The 20,531-nt window shown below is 58.8% G+C and carries 20 protein-coding genes; 6 read left to right on the top strand and 14 right to left on the bottom strand.

The features are described 5' to 3' along the window. Nucleotide 1: 1 nt before the first annotated feature. The gene (locus tag Q7U39_07695) at nt 2-1,006 is read right to left on the bottom strand and encodes a PstS family phosphate ABC transporter substrate-binding protein (GenBank protein ID MDO9117823.1); all 1,005 of its coding nucleotides are present in this window, start codon (nt 1,004-1,006) and stop codon (nt 2-4) included. Between the two features lie 384 nt (nt 1,007-1,390). On the opposite strand from Q7U39_07695, the gene Q7U39_07700 reads away from it, so the two are divergent. Together Q7U39_07700 and Q7U39_07705 are read left to right on the top strand one after the other, a co-directional pair. Further along, nucleotides 1,391-2,494 (top strand): PstS family phosphate ABC transporter substrate-binding protein, encoded by a 1,104-nt coding sequence (locus Q7U39_07700; protein MDO9117824.1) that lies wholly within the window; start codon nt 1,391-1,393, stop codon nt 2,492-2,494. Nucleotides 2,495-2,600: 106 nt separating this feature from the next. Then, nucleotides 2,601-3,266, top strand: coding sequence for a hypothetical protein (locus Q7U39_07705; GenBank protein MDO9117825.1), 666 nt, complete (start codon nt 2,601-2,603; stop codon nt 3,264-3,266). 130 nt (nt 3,267-3,396) lie between these two features. On the opposite strand, the gene Q7U39_07710 is transcribed toward Q7U39_07705, so the two are convergent. The 13 genes from Q7U39_07710 to Q7U39_07770 form a co-directional block, all read right to left on the bottom strand. After that, nucleotides 3,397-4,083 carry a carbonic anhydrase gene (locus Q7U39_07710; protein ID MDO9117826.1) on the bottom strand — a complete coding sequence of 229 codons (687 nt, stop codon included), beginning with the start codon at nt 4,081-4,083 and terminating at the stop codon, nt 3,397-3,399. Nucleotides 4,084-4,213: 130 nt separating this feature from the next. Further along, on the bottom strand, nt 4,214-5,695 hold the full coding sequence (locus tag Q7U39_07715; GenBank protein ID MDO9117827.1) for a porin: 1,482 nt from the start codon (nt 5,693-5,695) through the stop codon (nt 4,214-4,216). Between the two features lie 178 nt (nt 5,696-5,873). Further along, complete coding sequence (gene gspK, locus Q7U39_07720) at nt 5,874-6,827, bottom strand: type II secretion system minor pseudopilin GspK (protein ID MDO9117828.1); 954 nt, start codon at nt 6,825-6,827, stop codon at nt 5,874-5,876. Continuing rightward, nucleotides 6,814-7,362, bottom strand: a complete 549-nt coding sequence (gene gspM / locus Q7U39_07725; GenBank protein MDO9117829.1) for a type II secretion system protein GspM — start codon at nt 7,360-7,362, stop codon at nt 6,814-6,816. The genes gspK and gspM overlap by 14 nt, the downstream gene beginning before the upstream one ends. After that, nucleotides 7,359-8,942 carry a pilus assembly protein PilM gene (gene pilM / locus Q7U39_07730; GenBank protein MDO9117830.1) on the bottom strand — a complete coding sequence of 528 codons (1,584 nt, stop codon included), beginning with the start codon at nt 8,940-8,942 and terminating at the stop codon, nt 7,359-7,361. Before pilM ends, gspM begins: the two co-directional genes overlap by 4 nt. 34 nt (nt 8,943-8,976) lie before the next feature. Further along, complete coding sequence (gene gspN / locus Q7U39_07735) at nt 8,977-9,867, bottom strand: type II secretion system protein GspN (GenBank protein ID MDO9117831.1); 891 nt, start codon at nt 9,865-9,867, stop codon at nt 8,977-8,979. Then, nucleotides 9,867-10,508 carry a type II secretion system protein GspJ gene (locus Q7U39_07740; protein ID MDO9117832.1) on the bottom strand — a complete coding sequence of 214 codons (642 nt, stop codon included), beginning with the start codon at nt 10,506-10,508 and terminating at the stop codon, nt 9,867-9,869. The genes gspN and Q7U39_07740 overlap by 1 nt, the downstream gene beginning before the upstream one ends. Nucleotides 10,509-10,734: 226 nt before the next feature. Continuing rightward, on the bottom strand, nt 10,735-11,160 hold the full coding sequence (locus Q7U39_07745) for a prepilin-type N-terminal cleavage/methylation domain-containing protein (GenBank protein ID MDO9117833.1): 426 nt from the start codon (nt 11,158-11,160) through the stop codon (nt 10,735-10,737). A gap of 14 nt (nt 11,161-11,174) precedes the next feature. Then, a complete protein-coding gene (locus tag Q7U39_07750; protein MDO9117834.1) occupies nt 11,175-11,771 on the bottom strand; it encodes a hypothetical protein in 597 nt (198 codons plus the stop codon). A 4-nt stretch (nt 11,772-11,775) separates the two neighbouring features. Further along, the gene (gspG, locus tag Q7U39_07755) at nt 11,776-12,270 is read right to left on the bottom strand and encodes a type II secretion system major pseudopilin GspG (protein MDO9117835.1); all 495 of its coding nucleotides are present in this window, start codon (nt 12,268-12,270) and stop codon (nt 11,776-11,778) included. 125 nt (nt 12,271-12,395) lie between these two features. Further along, nucleotides 12,396-13,634, bottom strand: a complete 1,239-nt coding sequence (gene gspF / locus Q7U39_07760; protein MDO9117836.1) for a type II secretion system inner membrane protein GspF — start codon at nt 13,632-13,634, stop codon at nt 12,396-12,398. 189 nt (nt 13,635-13,823) lie between these two features. After that, nucleotides 13,824-15,560 (bottom strand): type II secretion system ATPase GspE, encoded by a 1,737-nt coding sequence (gene gspE, locus Q7U39_07765; protein ID MDO9117837.1) that lies wholly within the window; start codon nt 15,558-15,560, stop codon nt 13,824-13,826. Between the two features lie 292 nt (nt 15,561-15,852). Then, a complete protein-coding gene (locus Q7U39_07770; GenBank protein ID MDO9117838.1) occupies nt 15,853-16,737 on the bottom strand; it encodes a type II secretion system protein N in 885 nt (294 codons plus the stop codon). Between the two features lie 291 nt (nt 16,738-17,028). Between Q7U39_07770 and Q7U39_07775 the strand changes: the two genes are divergently transcribed. The 4 genes from Q7U39_07775 to Q7U39_07790 all read left to right on the top strand — a co-directional run bounded on the left by Q7U39_07775 (nt 17,029) and on the right by Q7U39_07790 (nt 20,351). Continuing rightward, on the top strand, nt 17,029-17,526 hold the full coding sequence (locus Q7U39_07775) for a tetratricopeptide repeat protein (protein ID MDO9117839.1): 498 nt from the start codon (nt 17,029-17,031) through the stop codon (nt 17,524-17,526). 229 nt (nt 17,527-17,755) lie between these two features. After that, nucleotides 17,756-18,763, top strand: a complete 1,008-nt coding sequence (gene gmd / locus Q7U39_07780) for a GDP-mannose 4,6-dehydratase (protein MDO9117840.1) — start codon at nt 17,756-17,758, stop codon at nt 18,761-18,763. Nucleotides 18,764-18,819: 56 nt separating this feature from the next. Continuing rightward, nucleotides 18,820-19,227, top strand: a complete 408-nt coding sequence (locus Q7U39_07785) for a four helix bundle protein (protein MDO9117841.1) — start codon at nt 18,820-18,822, stop codon at nt 19,225-19,227. Nucleotides 19,228-19,391: 164 nt separating this feature from the next. Beyond that, on the top strand, nt 19,392-20,351 hold the full coding sequence (locus Q7U39_07790; protein ID MDO9117842.1) for a GDP-L-fucose synthase: 960 nt from the start codon (nt 19,392-19,394) through the stop codon (nt 20,349-20,351). Nucleotides 20,352-20,531: the final 180 nt, after the last annotated feature.

The following is a 20,531-nucleotide window of genomic DNA, read 5'->3' on the forward strand; positions in this document are numbered from 1 at the left end:
TTCAGAGTTTCGCTTCGCGTCGGAGCAGTTCTTCGATCTTCAGCCCGATCGTCGAGCCGCCTTGAAACGCGGTCCCGTGTCGTCCGTTCATAAAATGCTCACCAGCCAGTGCATAGGCCTGCGGCGGCAGCGGAACATATTTCACTTGCGGAGCCAGCACCGGCACCTGCGCCAGGTAAAACTCGACAAAGCGTTTCACTTCAGGCCGGGCGGCGGACTTCGCACTCACATAGATAAACAACGGGCGAGAGAGGGGCTGATAGGAGCCATTTTCGACCGTCTCGCGTGACGGACTCACCGGCCCATGCCCGCCGTCGATGGAGACCGCTTTCAACCGCTTCTTGTTCGGTTCGTAATAGGCGAAGGGAATGTAGCCGAGCGCCTGTTTGTCGTTCGCGATCCCCTGGACCAGCGTATTGTCGTCTTCACTGGCCGTAAAGTCGCCGCGGCTCGATTTGGCTTTCCCGACCACGGCTTCCGTGAAGTAATCGAAGGTCCCGGAGTCGGATCCCGCGCCGAACAGTTTCAACGGCTGATCCGGCCAGGTCGAACGGATCTGGTTCCACTTGTTCACCCGCCCTTGCGCGGAGGGCTCCCACATCCGCTTCAACTCATCAACGGTCACGGAATCGATCCACGTCGCCTGGGGGCTCACGGCAATAGTCAGGGCATCGAAAGCAATCGGCAGCTCAACATATTGCACCCCGCCGGCTCGGCAGGCCTCCATTTCGCTGCTGGAAATAGGCCGGGAAGCATCCTGCACGTCGATCTCGCCGCGGCAAAACTTTTTGAAGCCGCCCCCGGTTCCTGAAATGCCCACCGTCACACGGACTGATCCTCTGGTCTCTTTCTGAAACTCCTCGGCCACCGCTTCCGTAATCGGGAACACCGTGCTCGACCCGTCCACTTTAATGAGAGTTGTCGGGCCGGCTTGCACGAGGTGGCTCTCTATACCCGCCGAACCAAGAAGTACGGCCGTCGCCAGAAGAAGAAGGGTTCGTTTCATCGGTATTCTCATATTAAGCATCCGTCTACCATGGTGAGTCCTTCGATCCTTGTTAATAGCTCGTGGGTGCCTTGAACCGGAGACCTTGGCAAAACACGATGAATCTTGAGCAAGAGTACTCGCCGGCCCATTACGGTCAGGTCACGGATATGTAAACGACTCGTTAATTCTGAAGGGGAAATGCACGCTGACGCTCACGGCTAAGGGGGGGCACTATTCCATCTTTACCGTAACGCCATTCGAATAGGAACGATGGAGCATACAGCTTTCTTCTGAAAACTTAACATGGATGTAACATGACCGTTACCGGTCCGACACGTGCCATTCATATAGTCCGGTACAGGCGACTTGAATGATTCGAGGGCTTAACCAAGGAGGAGTGGCGTGAGACTAGCAGGGACATCGGCTCGATGGATGGTCGTAAGTAGCAGTCTGGCGTTATTCGCCACCGTATCACTGGCACAGGCGGAGGTCTCTACGATCCACGCAACCCCGGTCGTCGATTCGGGCATCGCGTCGTACGTCCCGAAAACCGGAGTGTCCGGAGGCATCGCGATCGCGGGATCCGACACCATGCAGCCGATCATAGCCAAAGTGGCGTCAGCCTTCCGGCTCTGGCAGCCCAAAATCACGGTAGCCGTTCAAGGGGGCGGATCCTATTCCGCACTCGGCCAGTTTCTCCAGGATCAGCCCACCATTCGCCGAGGAGATGCCAACCCGAAAGGCCATCTGGTAACAGGGCACGTCGGTCTCCTCGCATCCTCTCGTCCGCTGAACTCGGACGAACGGAAAGAGTTTCGGTCACGGTACGGTTTCGACGTGACGGAAGTACCGATTGCACTCGATGCGATCGCCATTTACGTGAACCATCAAAATCCCATTCAAGGCCTGACCCTGGAGCAGGTTGATGCCATCTTCGGGCAGTCTAGAAAACGCGGCGGCGCTGCCGACATCGGAATGTGGGGGCAACTCGGCTTGCAGGACGGGTGGGAGTCTCAACCCATTCGCCTCTACGGACGAGATAAGCGATCCGGCACCAGAAGCTTCTTTGTCCATACCGCGCTCCTCGATGGAGAGTTGAAAGGAACGCTCCACGAGTCGCCTGGCACGGCCATGGAAATCCTGGACCTTAGCCGCGATGCGGCCGGGATCGGCTATGCCGGGATCGGCTTCCAGGCCTCGACCGTGCGCGTCCTCCCGATCGCCGAAAAATCGGAAAGCCCCTTCGTGCTCCCGACGGCGGAGGCGGCAGTCAATGGCTCCTATCCGTTGTCCCGGCCGCTGTATCTGTATGCGAAACGGAGTCCAAAAGGCGAGTTGGACGAAGAGATCGCCGAGTTTCTGAAATTCATCAACAGCCGGGAAGGGCAGGAAGCAATCGCAAAAGCGGGAGCTTTCCCCCTTTCAGCCAACCAAGTCACCACCAATCTCCAAGCACTCGTCGGGGCGCCCATGTCAGCCTCCACTCTGACGGCGTCCACCAGGTAGCACGCAGCTACCGCTGCCTCGCCGGAGGCTCCACTCTTCCGGCGAGGCTTCTTTCCGCTCACATCCTTTGCTACACTGCCGCTCTCATATCCAGGAGTTTCTCAACATGACACACCGACCGTTCGCCAGGCTTCTTCTGGCCGTCTTCGCCCTGTCTGCGGCCGGATGCCTCGCCACACCGCAGCCGATCGTCATATCCGAAACGCCCGGGCAGGTCGTCGAGGTCCGCTACGACGCGAAGGCGGGAAACGGGCATAGTCATCCGCGCGCACTCACCATTTCCCAGATCACGTCCATTCTCAAGGGAGTCCAGGTCCACGACCGCGATCTGGTCGGGACCGCTGGCTTATTGATGGGGTCCGACGCCGTTCCCGCGTTTACTGATAAGGATGTGGCCGCGCTGGCCCCGCATCTGGTCGCCGGACTGGCGAAGGCTTCCCCGGTTGATCTGGTCAGCTTTTACCTGGCGCAACGAGGCAGCAATCGCGCGCCGCTGATCACCTCAGGCGGAGTCTTTATTCGCAATCAGCGCCTGTATCTGATTCTCGCCAATGCCCGAACTTCACCAAGCTCTATTCAATACGAAAATACCTACGAGACCAACAGTCTGAGCAATCCGTTGCTGCCAATCGCCCGTTTCAAGTTTGTGGCGGGGTTCGTCCCGGCCGATTGGCGGGTGGTGACGTCCGACGCCAAACGGCAGGATGAGTGGGACGGGTTTCTGGATGAATCGAAGGTCGTTGTGATCGACTTGGCCCGCGTCACGCCCTAATCCGCCTGATTCAGAAGCGCTGCCGCGATCGCGCCTCTCCATAGGCATGAGGCATGGGGCCAGAGGTTAGGGGTGGGAGCTATGCGTACGATCTTCCCACTCGCCTCGGACCACGAGCCTCTCGCCAGGATTACCGGCTGATGGCGACGGGCTGAGGCGCTTCGGCGAACTGAATATTCACTCGCACGACACCGGCGTTCAAATTCCGGTAGGGATAATCCTGGGTAATCTTTGGAAGCGCGTCGGCCTCCGCCTGAGTCTTGACAATAGAGAGTGCCGGCACATAGCGGCCCGAGGCCACCTTTACCCCGATGAGCTTGGCTCCCGGTTCGATCACCACGTGGTCGCCGATTTCCGTCTGAAACACCAGCGCCTGCATGCCGACGAAAGTGTCATCGCCGACCTTGGCCGGTCCATGGACTTGCGACTGATGCGCCAGGGACACGCGATCGCCGATATAGACCGAATATTTCTTTCCGTCGAATTCGACTTCATTCTCCGGCAACTCATGATCGCCTTCGAACGTTTCCAACCCGTGCACCACGACACCGTCCTGCACATTGCTTTGATTGCCGATGTGAATATGCTGTCCTTCATCGCCGCGCACGGACGCAGCCGGTGCGACAAACACCTGATCGCCAAGGCTGACCGAACCGATCACCATGGCCAGGGGATGGATGCGCGTATGCGTTCCGATCACCGGCGCTTCGACGGACGGCATGAAAGTGGTCTTGACGCTGGGCCCCACATAGCCGACCAGCAACAGACTCACCCCGATGAGATTCAGACTCAACGAACAGGCCAGTAATCGATTCACAATGACTCCTTTGGAGGCAACAATGTGAGGAACACAGGAGTCCGTCGGCTCATCTAGCCGACGGACTCGGTGCCACTTTTATCAGTATCGCAGGAATCAGGGCAATCGACAATGCCCAGTTCGAGGGGGCTTAGTTCCAGAACCAGACCGCTTGCAAGCGGACGAGGTGACCGTCTGCGTCGAACTGCCGGCCGCCGGACGTACTGAACGTGTTGCGCCGATCCATCCAGGCATGGGCCACGGTGAATTCCCACTGGGGATCCGGCTGCCAGGCGATACCGGTTTCGACTTCTTTCATCTTGTCATCCGGCGCGCCTGTCTGGAATTTCAGGCCGCCTTGATATTGCTGATAGCGGGAGTAGAAGTTGGCAAGTCCCACATCGGAGTATTTCCACTGATAGTGAAGTTGAACATAGCCGCCGTCGAGCTTGCTGTCGCGGATGATCCCGTCAAGCCCGCGCTTCGGACCCCGGCCGGTGGTGTATTCCGCAATAAACCCGAACGGCTGCGGCGGGAAATACACGTAGAAGTTCACTCGCTGGTCCATATAGTCTTTGCCGTTGCTTCCCGATGTCGCCCCGTCGAAGTTCGACCCGAGGGTGGCAAACTGCGACGTCGTATTCAAGGTCCCGTTGCTCACGCGAAATTTTCCGCTCATGGCATTGATACCGGTTTCCATCAGCCGCCCGCCGGGCAGTTCCCAGGGCCAGCTCAACCGGGCACCGATGTGTTTATTGCCGTTCGCTTCCTGTTGATTCAACCCTTGACCGTTATAGATCTGAATATGGAACACCCCGTAGTCGCCGGGGCCGTACATATAGTCGAGCATCTGCTTGTAGCGCTGCTGGGCGATTTTGGGCGACCACATAAAGGCGACGCCCATATCGCGCTCGCTCGTCGCACAGCTATTGGTGCCGTCGGCCCGGTCAATGGCCATACGGACACGGCTGGCTTGCCAGTTGTCGAACGAGCAGGGAACGCGCTGCAAGCCGACCCGGAGCCGGAATTCCTTGTCCTTATCGAAATTCCAGTCGCCGAAGGCATCCCGCATCGAGAGCGCATGGGTGTTGCCGCTAATATTGGAGGCGAGATCTGGCTGGACAAAGACCGAGACATGCTCGGAGATCTGCCCGGTCACGACCCAGCGAATCCGGCGGAAAAAGAAACCTGGTTGGGCCCCGCTTGCCTGATCCCCCATCGAGGCGTCGTGATAGCTGCGAAGCTTTCCGTCCGGATTTCCCAGCCGGTTGAACCGCATCATGCCATAACCGTACATCGAGAGGCGGTCATACCAGCGGGGGCTGCCGGTAAACTCCGCCACGACGGACCGCTCGCTCTGCCGGCGTTCATCTTCCGCCTTGATCCGGATCCAGTCGTCCAGGCTAATGACCCCTTTTTCGAGCAGGAGATCCTCCATCGACGTGCTTTCGAGGAGACGGGGGGTATTGCCTCCACCAGCGGGAAATCCCGCCGGCGTGGCGGAAGAAGCCCCGAGGGTGGGCTTCATCGCACCGTCTTCGGCCTGCCCTATCCCATTCGCAATCATCAGCAAACTCAGGGTGCCGACGACCATCCCCAGCAAGCCTTGTAGTGAAATCCGTCTCCTTCGCACGCAGTCCTCCCTGGTTGGTGTGATCACGTTTGTCCTCAACGTCGATGCCATATCGTCAAGTACTCACTCTCTAGATCGTGAGTATGAAGGGGGGCTGTGTCGAAACGGTGACGGGATTGTTACAGACTTGTTAACTTTCGATAGGCAAATTGAAAAACAAGGAGGGGAGAACCAGCGGTCAGAACACCCGCAGGTACTTCACGGTGCTTTCACCCTTATTCGTGTCGCGCTGGAGCACGACCCAGGAGGTCTTCGTCACCTCGTTCACGCTGATGGCCAGCCGGGCAGAAAAGAACTCGCTCTTCACATCGTATCCGCTTTGCGTCGCGCGTAATTTGGCGCCGATTTCCTGAAAGCTCCCGATGCGATCGAGATCTTCCTTCTTCTTATATGGCCGTCCCTGGATAATTTCTGTCGCCATTGATTGCGTGATCGCCGGATCCAGAGCTTGAATCACCAAGCTGTCCGCCGTATTGAGATTGACCAGCCCGCCGCCTTCCTGAGGAAACACCGTCACGTACAGGGAGAGCCGGTTAACAATGTCCGGGGTAAAGCCTTTGATCAGCCGCAAATCGCCCGGGCCTGAGAGCGGCGCATTGGCCGCGCGATAAGGCGGACGCTGCGATTGATAGTACAGACTTTCCGCTCCGGCCGGTTCCTGGTTTTCATCCTGATCCACCCAATCGACTACCGCATCCACCAGATCAGGGCTGAGCTGAAGCAATTCAAAGAGCCGCTTGAATCGATCGATCTTTGCTTTCTTCTGAATAGCGTCGCCGGCGACGGCGGCCAGATCGTTCAGATTGAGCTTGCCCCGCTCATCCTCGATCTGGGCGCTCAGAAAGCCGTCGCCAATTGCGTAGTTCTTGATCGGCATGGCCCAGAGATCGGTCGGCGAGTCGTAGGATTCATCGGATTTTTTATCCTTGAGAAAGTCCTGCTGGAGGACGGCTCGGGCCGCCTGAATAGCAGCGCGGGTGAGGGTTTGCGCTTTGAAGTTATCGCGAAAAGCGGCCGCATCGCGGTATTCGCGCCGGGCCTCGCCGTCGAATTCGAGAATCAGGGCAACGAGAAGGGCCAATATGAGCAGGGCGAGCAGGAGCGCGACGCCGCGTTCATCATCCCTTCGCATAACTGACCACTCGGACAGTGGCATCGAGATTGACGGGATTATCGAACTTCGGACGTACTTGCAAATGTCTGACTTGAAGTTCATACGGAGCCTGGTCGATCGCCAGCAGGAGCGCCATCAGATCCGGCAGTTGCACGCCATCCAAGCGGAGATCGACCGCCGTTTCTTGATACCCTTGCGCCAAGGCCTGGACTTGGGGCTGCATGCCGGCAATCCGCTCACGCACATGAGCCTGGTTCGCCGCCTCCTCGATGAAGGCCAGCAGGGAGAACCCCGCATCGGTCACCGGCATCCGCTGTTCCGCGCGAGTCAGGCGCGCGCGCTTGCTCGCATAGTCGGCACCCAACGCCGCCAGCTCGTTGCTCTCTCGTTGCTTTTTGGCGGCCTGGCGATCCAGGCGATCCATGGTCGCCAGCAGGGGATCCACGACCAGCACGAACAAGAGGCTGGCAGCGACCACCACGCCGCCGACCGACAAGATCGTGCGTTCGCGCGGAGCCAGTTGAGTCCACCGTTCGCGCAATTGGTGCATCATGGCTGTCCCACCGTCGCGTTTATGCGAAAGACCACCTGATTCGATGACGCGCCCACCCGGGTTTCGCTCACGGCCACATCCTTGAACATTCCGCCGGCCGAATAGGTCTGTTTGATCTTCTCGACGGCTTCGAAGGAGGTCGTCTCGCCTTCGAGCAACACCAGGGGGCCATCGATCGTCAGATCGCGTATTTTGACCGAGACACCGGCGGGCATCTGCTTCATGAAGGCCGCCATCGTGGCGAGCACATGCTGCTGCGAAGCATCGACGACGGCGAGCGCCTTATCGACCGCGGCAATGCGAAAGCGGGCCTGATCCAATTCTTCACCCGGCGCAGCTCCCGGCTCAAACAGTTGGGCATAGTGGCCCTGGAGAGCCCCCTTCAGCTGTTGCACTCGTTGGTCTTTTAAATAGAGATGCGTCAAACCGTCCGCGAGCGCCAGGGCCCCCAACACCACGGCGCCCGCGAGTGCCAGGCGCTTATCACGCACCGACGTCTTGGACTGCGGGGCGTTCGCATCCGAGACGGCCTTCAAATCGAGGGCGAGGCCGGCCGGCGTCGGCTTGAAGCGCCACTTCGGCCGGATCAGTTTCGGATGGATCGCCAACCCAAAGGCAATGGAAAACGCGCGCGGGCTGTTCAACCCGAAGCCCTGCCGAGGACCGACCGGATAGAGCCCCAGTTGGTGTGCGAGGTATCCTCCGATCTCTCTGAGTTTCGCCCCTCCGCCGGAGACCCAACAGTGGGTGAAATGCCCGCGCTCGGTCCCTTCGTAGCCTTGGATGGTGACGCGCAGTTCTTTGAGCAGCGGCTCCAGCCAGGCATCGACCTGTTGGACATTCAAGCTGCGTTTACGCCGTTCGGCATCGGCAAAACTACAGGCATGCCGCACGGCCAACGCATGAGTCAGGTGATTGCCGCCCCATAAAATAGTTCGCAAGACCACCGGTCGGCCTTCGTGCACCAGGCAGATAGTCGTCTTGGACGCGCCCACATCGATGATGGCCAGATCGTGCGGAACGTGGCCGCCTTCCTGTTGAAGGAATTGCGTGACGGAGTAGAGGGCCATGGCATCGACATTGATCGCAGCCGGCTCGATATCGGCCTGGGCGAGGAAGCGCAGGTGTTCGGCCACTTTGTCCCGCGGGGCCGCCGTGACCAGCACGTCCGACCCTTTGGTAATCCGCGACATCCCTTCGGCGGTGAGCCCCGGTGGGAGCACGACGCTGCCGATCGCCAGTTCATCCACCGGCATGGGGATCAGATTTTCCACTTCAAACGGAACGACTTGGGACAGCTTCTCCGCATCTTTGAACGGGAAGGAGAGGGTGCGCACGAACAGATCCTGGCAGGGGATCGCCGTCACCAGCCGATCCGTGGCATAGAGGCCGTTGTGCCAGAGAAAACCTCGCAGTGATTGGACGCGCCTGGCCGGCTCCACATCTTCCGGGTGCGCAAACGGCAGGGGCTGATGGAAATACTCGATCGTTTCGCGACCGCTCAGCCGGCGGCGAAACCGCACGGCCTTCAAGCCGGTCTGGCCGATATCCAAGCCCACGCATTCGGTGGCAATACTCATGCGGTCTGAATTCCTCTCAAAGTCACGTGCTACTCTACAACGCCACCCTGGCCTGTGCCAATGTTCCCATCACTTTAAACGTAAACGGCGTTCCGGGCGGCAACGGCGGAATACCCAACCCGGGAGCCTTGGCCGCAAATCCCACACCGGGAATCACGGTCAAAGACAACGCCAACTGGCTCTGTTGTAAGGGTTGCTGCATTGTAACCGTTCCCTGCCCGGAAAACGACCCGTCGATCCCGTCGCCCTTCAATTCGGTCACATCGCAGATCTGCTCCCGGCACGCCAGGCTGATCGAGAGGGTGCTGAACGCCAGCGCGAGGATCCGGCCGTTCCCCACCGGAATGTGATCCAGGGACAGGTCCTTGGCCTCCGCTTTCCACGTGCCCTCGCCGAATGCAGCGGGTCCGCCGGTTGCGGGGCGATCGAGACGATGCGAGAACTCCCCCGTCAGGCTGCCACGCGTCACATAGGGGCGAATCACCTTGGAAAGATCGAGCTTCTGAATCCTGCCCATCATGGCTACAGGGCCGGTCATAGACCAGGAGGACGCCGTCACCGTCAATTTCACCGTGCCCTGTGCCGCAGTGGCGTCGTCGATTTGGGCGGCCAGATCCAGAGCCACCCCGCCGGTCAGCAACCGCCAGAGCCCTACTTGAGCCCGCACCAGACCCAGCTGCAGGGGAGACCAGTCGGTTTTGGTCAACGTCATCTGCCGCCATTCAATCGCCGCCGGAAAGCCGATCGACCAGTCTGCTGCGCGCACGTCCATCCCGGTAGCTCGCTGCAGTTCCCCGATGACTCTCGTCTGCAAAGCTCCATAGGGAAAGGTGAGGGCGATCGAGAGGAAGAGCAGTCCAGATCCAAAGGCAATCCACAGCAGCGGAGCCTTCCAAGCCGAGAGATCCTTCCATGGCCACACCATCAGGAGACTCCCACCGTGACCCATTCACGAATGGTATAGGGTTCGGCATCGGGCTCTTGAAAGGTGATTTCCAGGAGCAGGGCAGTCGGCAACGGTCCGGTCGAGCTCCATTCGTCCAGCCACACCTGGCCTTGCCGGCTGTAGTAGCGCACGTTGAACCCCTTCACCTGCGTCGCCAGGTTGACCTGATCGACCGATTCATCGGTGAGCCCATAGAGATTGCGCCGGACGAATCGGATCAAACGATCGCCTTCGCGCGTGTAAATTACGCGCAAGATCTCGCTCTCGCGCGCGGCTTGCACGCCCAATCCATCCCCCCTGGTAACAAAGGCCAGCGTATCGGCCGGCTGGCCGTCTTGCGTCCCGTTCAAACCGACCCAGGGGAACGTCGTTTCCTTGACGCCGATCGCGAGTTCCTCGGCCATCAGCCGCAACACGCGCCGGATGGTCTGCTCCCGAGAGGCCGCCGCTCGACCGGCATCCACGACCTGCGTCGTCGTCAGCAAGGATCCGAAGACAATCGCGCCCAACGTCGCCAGCAGCGCAATCGCCAGCAACGCTTCGACCAGCGTGAATCCGCCTTCGTGCTTAAAATGAGCCCTTCCGGTTTCTGCGTGGGTCGATGAACGAGTTGGCATCATCGAATCGATACCGGCTTCTCGCGGTTTCCCCTCCTTCGTAAGGAGGGGCGAGGGGAGGTCGAGTCTTCCGGCAGCCTTTAGTGGCGCTGGTACTCGTGAACTACACCGCAGCCCAGGAGTCTCAACCCCTCCTTGCCTCCCCTTACAAAGGGGAGGAACAGAGAGAAGCGAGACCTCAATACTCCGGCGCACGGCAGACCTGACCCACTCGATTGTTTGACGCCCCTTAGAAAGCGAGGCCGGCAAAGACATAGGTACTCACTTCCAACGTTTCATCCTGCTGGCCGCGCGGCCAGGAGATCTGGATCTTGACTTCGCGAATGAGCTCCAGCGGCGTCGGCATGATACTGCGCTTCCAGCGATAACCGGGCGCACGATTGGTCTCCGTGATCGACGAGAGGACGCCGGGCGCCGGCGTTTGAAACTCTCCCGTCGATTCACCAATGGGGAAGGAGCCAGACAGTTCCGTTTCCAAGAGTTTTTCCTGGGCCAACAGTGTGGCCGTCGTCAGCTCCATCGAGCGGGATTGCAGCTCCAAATCGAAATTCCTCAGGCCCAAGAGCACGGGGAGCGCGATCGCAAGAATCGCGACCGCCAGCAGCACCTCCAGCAGAGTAAATCCTCGTTCGTCTTGTGGTTGGTAGGGCCGCATGTGGCGTGATTGCGTTAGGGCTTCGCCAGGCCGGCCTGAGTCCCGGCAGCGACCGTCGCCGTCGGAATCAACAGGGGCTTGACCCGGTCAGGAATGGACGCCAGCCGCTGGGGTTCAATACGCTCATCGCTGGTGCGGATCGCGCCGGTCGCGGATTCGACGACGATGGCCAGCACATTGTTACCGCTATCGGTCAGATGCAGCACGGCTTCATCGATCCGGCCGTTGGGATAGAGCATCAGGTCGAGACGACCGGAAGTCCGCTTGATTGATCCGGAAGACGCATCGGCCAGGCGGATGGTGTCGGGAAGCACGCGCGGCGTCGCCCAGGCGGCATCCGGCAAGGGCTTCTCCTCTTTCCCTTCGATGGCCATCGCCCAGTATTGGTTTTGATCCAGATCCAGATACAGTTTCACCGGTTTCTGCGTGCTCATGGCGATTCCCTGGAGGGTCCGCAGCCCTCCGATCAACTTCCGACCGGTCGACGCCAGATCGTCGCCCAGATTCACCCGCGGGATCACGATCCCCAGCATCGCCACCAACAGAAACATGACGATGATCATCTCCAGCAAGGTAAAGCCACCCGCGCCGCTGGCGGACGTTTTCAACAACGTGCTAATCCTTTTCCAGGTTCCAGTTCGCAATATCCGCATTCACGCCTTCTCCGCCGACCTCGCCGTCGGTACCGAGGGACATGATTTCATAATCGGCTTTGATCTGCCCGTATTGTCCCTGCTGGATCGGTGCCGGGCTTTGATACTTGTACTGGTTTCCCCAGGGATCTTCAGGAAGCTTGTCGATGTATCCGCCGATTTTCCACTTTTTAGGAATCACACCCACCGACGGCTTCTCGACCAGCGCTTTGAGCCCCTGTTCGCTTGAAGGATAGACACCGTTGTCGAGCTTATACAGTTGGAGCGCCCCTTCGATATTGCGGATCTGCACTTTTGCGGCGGTCCGTTTGGCATCGTCGGTCCGTCCCATGATCCGCGGGACGACCAGCGCCGCCAGGATGGCGAGGATCGCCACCACCACCATGATTTCGATGAAGGTAAAGCCGCGTGCGTTGCGGAGAACATCGGGTGACTGGTGACGCGTGACTGATGACACAAGGGAACATCGGACTCGGCGCCATGTACTCCTTATCATCCGCATAGACTCAAACCGTTCCTTACCCATCATCAACATACCTCCCGTTGAACTCATCACCCGTCACGCGTGACGGGCCGCGGTTTTCACCGCACCATTTGACCCATTTCAAAGATCGGCAGCAAGATGGCTACCACGATAAAGAAGACGATGACGCCCATGACCAAGATCATGATCGGTTCCAGGAGCGATGTAAACCGGGTGATGACCCGCTCCACTTCGCCGTCGTAAATCTGGCCGATGCGCCGCAGCATTTCTTCCATCTCGCCGCTGCGTTCGCCGACGGCGATCATATGGGTCACGAGGGACGGAAATTGGCCGCTGCGCTTGAGCGGATCTGCGATCGTTTCCCCTTCTCGAATATTCTGTCTGGCGCCCTCGACCGCTTCTTCCAGGATCCGATTGTTCATCACGCGTTTCGAGACATCCAACGCATCCAGCAACTGCACGCCGCTCGACAACATCGTCGCCAGGGTGCCGGTCAACCGCGAGATGGACACCATGCGCGCCACGTCGCCGATCAAGGGAATGCGGAGGATCAATCGATCGGCAACGGTGCGTCCCGATTCGGTCTGAATGAAGCGGCGAATGAGCCACCCGCCGCCGACTACAGCCAGCAGCATGAGCGGCCAATAGGTGGAACAGAAGCGGCTGATCGTCATCAGCACCACGGTCGGGAAGGGGAGCGCCGCTTTCATGCTGGTGAAGACCGCCGTAATCTTCGGAACCACAAAGGTCATCAGGAAAAACAGCACGCCGACGCCGACGATCAGCATCAAGGCGGGGTAGAGAATGGCGTTCGTGACTTTGTTCCGGAGGGCCTGCTGTTTTTCAAGAAACTCGGCCAGGCGGAAGAGGATCTGGTCCAGCGCGCCGCTCGATTCACCCGCCCGCACCATATGCACGTAGATCTGGGAGAAGTCTTTCCCGTAGGATTCCAGCACGCTGCTGAGCGCTTTTCCTGCACGCACTTGCTCGCGCACATCGGCGAGCAACGCCTTCGCCGGCTTCTTTTCAGACTGGTCGATCAAAACCCCCAACGCTTCGACCAGGGGAAGCCCGGCGACCAACAAAGTCGCAAACTGACGGGTCAACATCGCCAGTTCGGGTGCCGACAACACCTGAGATCTACCGAGCGGAGCGGATATGGCGACACGGTCCTGCGCCAATCCGCGACCGGGGCCTTGCCCTTGCTCAACCACGTCGGTCGGGAACACTCCGTCTTTGCGCAGCTTCAGACGGGCAACCTTTACGCTTTCGGCATCGACAATCCCCGCAGCGGATCCGCCGTCGCTCTTATATCCGCGGTATTGATAGACCGGCATGGCGGATCAACTCCTGAAAGACTGGCGCACGGGATACCCAAGAGCGCCGCGGCGCAGAGTGTTTGAGGTTTGAGGTTTGAGGTAGAACGCGAGAAGATTCGGTTCTGTTCCGGCCTCAGACCTCAAACTATAAGCCTCACACATCTTCTGCTCGACCCCAGCCTTCACCCTCACGCCTCCAGCATCTTGCTAGATCTCAATCTCCTGCTGCGTAATCCGCATCACTTCTTCCGTCGTCGTCACGCCCTGAGCCACCTTCATCGCGCCTTCCTGCTTCAACGTGATCATGCCCTTGGCGATGGCCGCCTGCTTGATCACCGATGAGTCGGCTTTCGCCCCGATGAGCCGCCGCACTTCGTCATCCAGCACGAGCAATTCATAGATGCCCGTCCGGCCGCGATACCCGGTCTGCGAACAGTTCGGACAACCGGCGCCGCGGTAAAACGTAAAGGGCCCCTTGCCATCCAGGCCAAGACGGCCAAGCTCATCGACCGTGGGCCTATAGGGCTTCTTGCAATCGGGACAGATTTGCCGCAGCAAACGTTGTGCGAGGACCGCCATGACCGAGGAAGCCACGAGAAACGGCTCGATCCCCATATCGATCAACCGCGTCGCAGCGCTGGCCGCGTCGTTGGTATGCAGCGTGGAGAAGACCAGATGCCCTGTGAGCGACGCGTGAATCGCAATTTCCGCCGTCTCGCGATCGCGGATTTCTCCGATCATGATGACGTCGGGGTCCTGGCGCAGGATCGAACGCAGGCCGGCCGCGAACGTGAGATTGATCTTGGGGTTAACCTGCATCTGCCCGATCCCGAGCAGTTGATATTCGACCGGGTCCTCGACCGTGATGATGTTCTTATCCGGCGCATTGATCTGGCTCAGGGCCGCATAGAGCGTGGTCGTTTTGCCGCTGCCTGTCGGACCCGTCACGAGGATAATGCCGTGAGCCAGCTGAATAAGCTGCTGGATGGACGAGAGCCGGTCGGTTGAAAATCCCATCTCCGTCAGATTCAGAAGGCGATTCTCTTTTTCGAGCAGACGAAGGACCACCCGTTCGCCGTGCGAGGTGGGGAGCACCGACACACGCAAGTCGACGTCTTTCCCCGCCGTCCGGATGGCAAAGCGGCCGTCTTGCGGCAAGCGCTTTTCCGCGATGTTCAACCCCGCCATGATCTTCAGGCGGGCGATGATGCTGGACTGCAAGCGCTTCGGCGGGGTCAGCACGGGATAGAGCACGCCGTCGATCCGGTACCGGACCACGAGGCCGCGCTCGAAGGATTCGAAGTGGATGTCGCTGGCCCGCTGCCGTACGGCCTGGAACAAGACCGAGTTCACCAGGCGAATGATCGGGGCCTCGTCGGTCGCGTCGAGCAGATCCTGCGGTTCATCCAGCTCATGGGCCAGCTGGTCCAGATTTTCCGCCGCCGCGATGTCTTCCATGACCTGTTCAGCCCCGGCGGGGCTGGCCGCCTCGTCATAGACGCGGTTCAAGCAGGCCAAAAGGGCAAGCCCTGTGGTCAGCACCGGCCGGATCGGTTTCCCCAACAAGAGGCGCAAATCATCCAACGCCACCGTCTCAAGCGGGTCGGTCGTCGCAACCACGACGGCACCGTCCTCATGGCGCAAGGGGAGAATCCGGTAGCGCCGCGCAAAGGCGATGGGCACCCGCTTAATCAGTTCATGATCGATATGGGAGACTTCCAGATGCGGCAACCACGCCAGCTCAAATTGCTGGGCCAGGGCTTCCAACAGTTCCTCTTCGCGAAGCACACGCAAATGGAGGAGGGCTTCGCCGAGGCGGCCGCCTTTCTCACGCTGATAGGCCAACGCCTCGTCGAGCTTGGAATCCAGGAGATTGAATTTCTCCCCGAGAATCCGCCCGAGAAGCGGCCTGCCGAAGGTAACTTGCTGTTCGGACTCGCTCACAGTACTCCGTACCCCATCTCACCATTCACCATTATAGGGAGACCACGTCCTTAGACTAACCGGCTTGAAGATCAATTCCAAGTTTCTTCGTCTAACCACAAGTAAAACAAAGGCATCTCCGGAATCGATCGAGAGCCGGCTTACCGGTGGCACGGAAAGACCCGGAAGCCCAATTGCCAGTGAGGCTCAGGATCAACCCCGAGGGCGCACGCGTCAATTCGCAACAGACAGAACGGTATGTGTGGAGAGACCAGACCAGCCCGCAATATGCCACGAGGAGTGAGGACGAAACCTATCGGAGCTCAAAGGTCATGGTGGTCTTCTGGTTGTTGCGAACCATATCGACTTTCACCGTTCGTTCATTTTTCAATTGCTGGAACAAACTGAGCATCGTGGAGGGATCACGGACATCTACACCGTTGACCCGCTGCAACACATCGCCGTATTGGATACCGATCTTTTCATAGAAACTGGCAGGGGCGATGTAGTCCATGCGATATCCGTTGGGGGTGCCATTGACCATGAACGGCACGGCACGGGCCTGCGTCAGCAGCTTCGGCAGGTCGGCCATTGCCGCTTCGACCTCTCGCCGATCGATCACTTTCTTAATGGGAACTCCGGGCGCTGAGGCAACCGGAGCGCCGGCGGTCACCACCGGAGCCGCCGGCTTGTCGGTCGTGGAAAGTTCCAGCAGCTCTTCCTGGTCGCCGCTCCGAATCACCAGGCCGTCCCGGCGAATGGCGCTGACCTCTCCCAAATCCGGGATCTGATCGTGCAGCCGGTAGAGCACCTGCCGCTTCGTGGCCAGTTCCTCGACAATCGCGAACACCCCGCGTTCGCTTCCTAACACGACGCCTAAGAGCCGCAGCTTGTTCGCCACGCCCAAGGCCGCCCGTACGGGTGCTTGCGAAGCAGTCCCCGGCACACCGGTCATTCCAAGCGGGGCAGCGGGCAGCAGGAACAGGCCGCTCGACTGAATTTGATCCACCCATTGCTGCGGCACAAACGTCACCGGAACAGCCGTTTGAGCAGATTGAGGAGCCGCGCCCTTCGTGGGCGGGAGGGCTAAGGCCGCGGCGACAAACGCATTGACGCCGTGCGCAATGAGCAATGCGCCCACAGCAAGATAGGCGGCGATAGTGAGGCGCCGTCCGGGTTGATCGCCGAGAATATCCATGCCGGTCTGTATCATCCAAAAAGAGCGTGTCGGTCCATACTACACTACGCATCGGGCGATCGACAGGCAATACTTTTATCGAGTTGCTCAGGAGGTCGTCCAGCGCAGCCGACTTATGGACAGCGATTTCGCGGCAGTCATGTGTACATTGAACGCCATTAGGGCACCCGCCCTGAATTTGCCAATTCCTAATCTATTGATACATTTAGATTTGCTCAAACAGCCATTATGGTCTGGGTCTTGCTGATTCCAGCCTAGTTCATGAGGAGTTGGTAAAGGAGTTGTGCCTGCATGTCTGACTCAGATCTTCCGGAAACAAATCTCAACGACCTCGCAGCCGAGGCATACGAACGGGGCCTTGCGTTGCGGAAAGCTGGCCTCTTCAAGCAAGCGATCGAGCAATTTGAAAAGGCCGCGAGCGACCCCGCACTCGCCCTGAAAGCCTATGCCCAAATGGGACTTTCGCAAAAGTCCTGCGATCGATACGAAGACGCGGTCGCGGCGTTTCGCAACGCCCTCAAGTCACCCGGCGCATCGAAAAAAGACATCGTGCAAATCCTCTACGTGCTCGGCCGCACCCTCGAATCGCTCGGCCGGATCGCCGAAGCCCTCGAAGCCTATCGCTGGCTCCGGCGGGAAGACAGCCTGTATCGGGACGTCGGAGAGCGTATCGATGCGCTGAGCACGGGACGGAGCCAGGCCGAGCAGCGATCCGCACAAAACAACCCGAAAGCGGGAACCAGCCAGCAACTCCACGCCTGGCAGAACCTCCTGCGGAACGTGAAGTAATGCGTTCCTTGTTGCCCAATCGCCGGGAATGAGATAAGTATTTTCCTCAAGCATCATGCAATCAAAGACATATCGTCCACATACCATATACAAACCGTTGGTATATGCGTCCGTGGCAGGGGCGGAGCTGCCCGACTGTAGGGCCGCACGCTGAGCGGCCGGCAACCCGAAGACCGATACGAAGACCGATACGACGTTAGGTAAGTCACACTCATAGGGAGATCTGATCGTGAAAAAAGCGCTGATCACCGGTATTACCGGGCAAGATGGATCCTATCTCGCGGAGTTTCTCCTGGCCAAGGGATACGAAGTCTACGGCATCATTCGCCGATCCAGCTCGTTCAACACCGGACGGATCGACCCCATCTACGAAGACCCGCACGTCCCCAATGCCCGACTCAAACTGGTCTACGGGGATTTGAACGATGCGAGTTCGCTCAATCACATCATCCGCACCATCCAACCCGATGAGATCTACAACCTCGGGGCGCAGAGCCACGTGCGTGTGAGTTTCGACATTCCGGAATACACGGCGGATGTCACCGGCCTGGGCGCCATTCGGCTTTTGGAGGCCATTCGTGAGTCGGGGCTGACGCCGAAGTTCTATCAGGCGTCATCGAGCGAAATGTACGGCAAGGTGTTGGAAGTGCCGCAACGGGAAAGCACCCCCTTTTATCCGCGCAGCCCCTACGGCGCAGCCAAGGTCTATGCCTACTGGATCACGGTAAACTACCGGGAAGCCTACAACCTGTTCGCCTGCAACGGCATCCTCTTCAATCACGAATCGCCGCGACGAGGCGAAACTTTCGTGACCCGCAAGATCACCAAAGCCGCCGCCCGCATCAAGCTGGGCATTCAGAAGGATTTATTTCTGGGTAATCTCGACGCCAAGCGCGACTGGGGGTTTGCCGGCGACTATATCGAAGCCATGTGGCTGATGCTGCAGGCCGACAAGCCGGACGACTATGTCGTGGCGACAGGGGAGACGCACACCGTCAAGGAGTTCCTGGAACTGACCTTCGACCGGCTCAAGCTGGACTGGAAGCAGCATGTGAAGATCGATGCCAAGTACTATCGTCCAACCGAAGTCGACCTCCTCATCGGCGATCCTGCAAAGGCCGCAAGAGAGCTTGGCTGGAAACCCAAGGTCGGCTTCCACGAACTCGTCAACATGATGGTCGACGCGGATCTCGCAGCGGAACGCGAACGTCTCGATGGGACAAGAAAGAAAGGTTGAGACTGAGGCCGAGGGGTGAGGCTGAAGGTTGGAGGTTAGAGGTAGGAGGGCCGAGATTGGAGGGGAGAAGCGAGGCATCAGCTCCTGGATACCTCTTTCCGTTTGAGAAACTGGAAGTATGGAATGATTCTGTCGCGCTTGCTGACCTCATATTGGGGCTGCTCGATCGTGTGCCTCAGGGCAGATATCTTCGGTTGGTCTCCCAAATGGAAGGGGCAGCAGTTTCAGTTTCGCAAAATATCGCCGAAGGAAAAGGGCGGCAGCATCGAAAAGAGTTTTTGCAGTATTTAAGTATCGCCCAAGGCTCCCTGTACGAAACCGTCACGCTGAACGAAGTATTCCGCATTCGAAAGATATTCTCCGATGAAGAGGCGCTTGATATCCGCAGAAGGGCTGAGCTAATTGATCGAAAACTAAATGGTCTCATGAACTCAGTGAGGGGAAAGAATCGACGAGAAGGTTGATACTGGAAATGCGAAGAGTGCTCGAGGTTGAAGGCTAATGGTTGGAGGAGGGGGACTTGAAGATGGAGATGCGAGGCAATTGCCTCAAGCCTCGAACGTCGGGCCTCAAACCTCTTGTGCTTTGCCTCAGGCCTCGAACCTCAAACCTCTAACCTAAGGCTATCATGTCATTCTGGGCAGAAAAACGCGTCGTCGTCACCGGTGGAGCAGGATTTTTGGGCTCATTCGTCGTCGAGCAACTGCGCGCCAAGGGGTGCAAGAACATCGTCATCCCGCGGAGCACAGAGTACGACCTGGTCCAGATGGACGCCGTTAAGCAACTCTACAGCGATGCGAAACCGGATCTCGTCATCCATCTGGCGGCGCGGGTCGGCGGCATCGGAGCCAACCAGGCCAACCCCGGCCGGTTCTTTTACGACAACTTGATGATGGGCACGCAGCTCATCGAAGTCGGACGCCAGATAGGCCTCAAGAAATTCGTGGCGCTCGGCACCATCTGCGCCTATCCCAAGTTCGCGCCCATTCCGTTCAAAGAAGACGACATCTGGAACGGCTATCCGGAAGAAACGAATGCCCCCTACGGCCTTGCGAAAAAGATGATGCTTGCGCAGTCGCAGGCCTATCGCCAACAGTACGGCTTCAATTCCATCGTATTGTTTCCGGTCAACCTCTATGGACCGCGCGACAATTTCGACCTCAAGACCTCGCACGTGATCCCGGCGCTCATCCGGAAATTCGGCGAAGCCAAGGATCTCAAGAAAGACCACGTCGAACTATGGGGTGATGGCTCGCCGAGCCGGGAATTCCTCTACGTCGAAGACGCGGCAGAAGGCATTCTCCTTGCCGCCGAACAGTACAACGACAGCCAGCCCGTCAACCTGGGAACCGGGGAGGAAGTCGCCATTCGCGATCTGGCCGAACTCATTGCCAAAGAAGTCGGCTTCGCCGGTCCCATCAAGTGGGACACCACCAAGCCGAATGGCCAGCCCCGCCGCTGTCTCGACGTCACCCGTGCCAAAGAACTTTTCGGATTCCAGGCACGCCATCGCTTGCGAGAAGGACTCAAGAAGACCGTCCAGTGGTTCCACGACAACCGCAACAAGCTCCGGGAAGTGCAGTTCTGATGGGAAAATGCGCTTGAGGTTGGAGGATTGAGGCTGAGAAAGAAGCGCTTGAGGTTAGAGGCCGGAGGTTCGAGGCTTATGACAACTGCGTAGCATCTCCATCTTCAAGCCTTCCCCTCTAACCCTGGGCCTCCAACCTCCAGCAATTATTTTCCCTGCCTCAGACCTCCACATCCCCAA

It is taken from the genome of Nitrospira sp. (genome assembly GCA_030653545.1).
GTDB lineage: Bacteria > Nitrospirota > Nitrospiria > Nitrospirales > Nitrospiraceae > Nitrospira_D.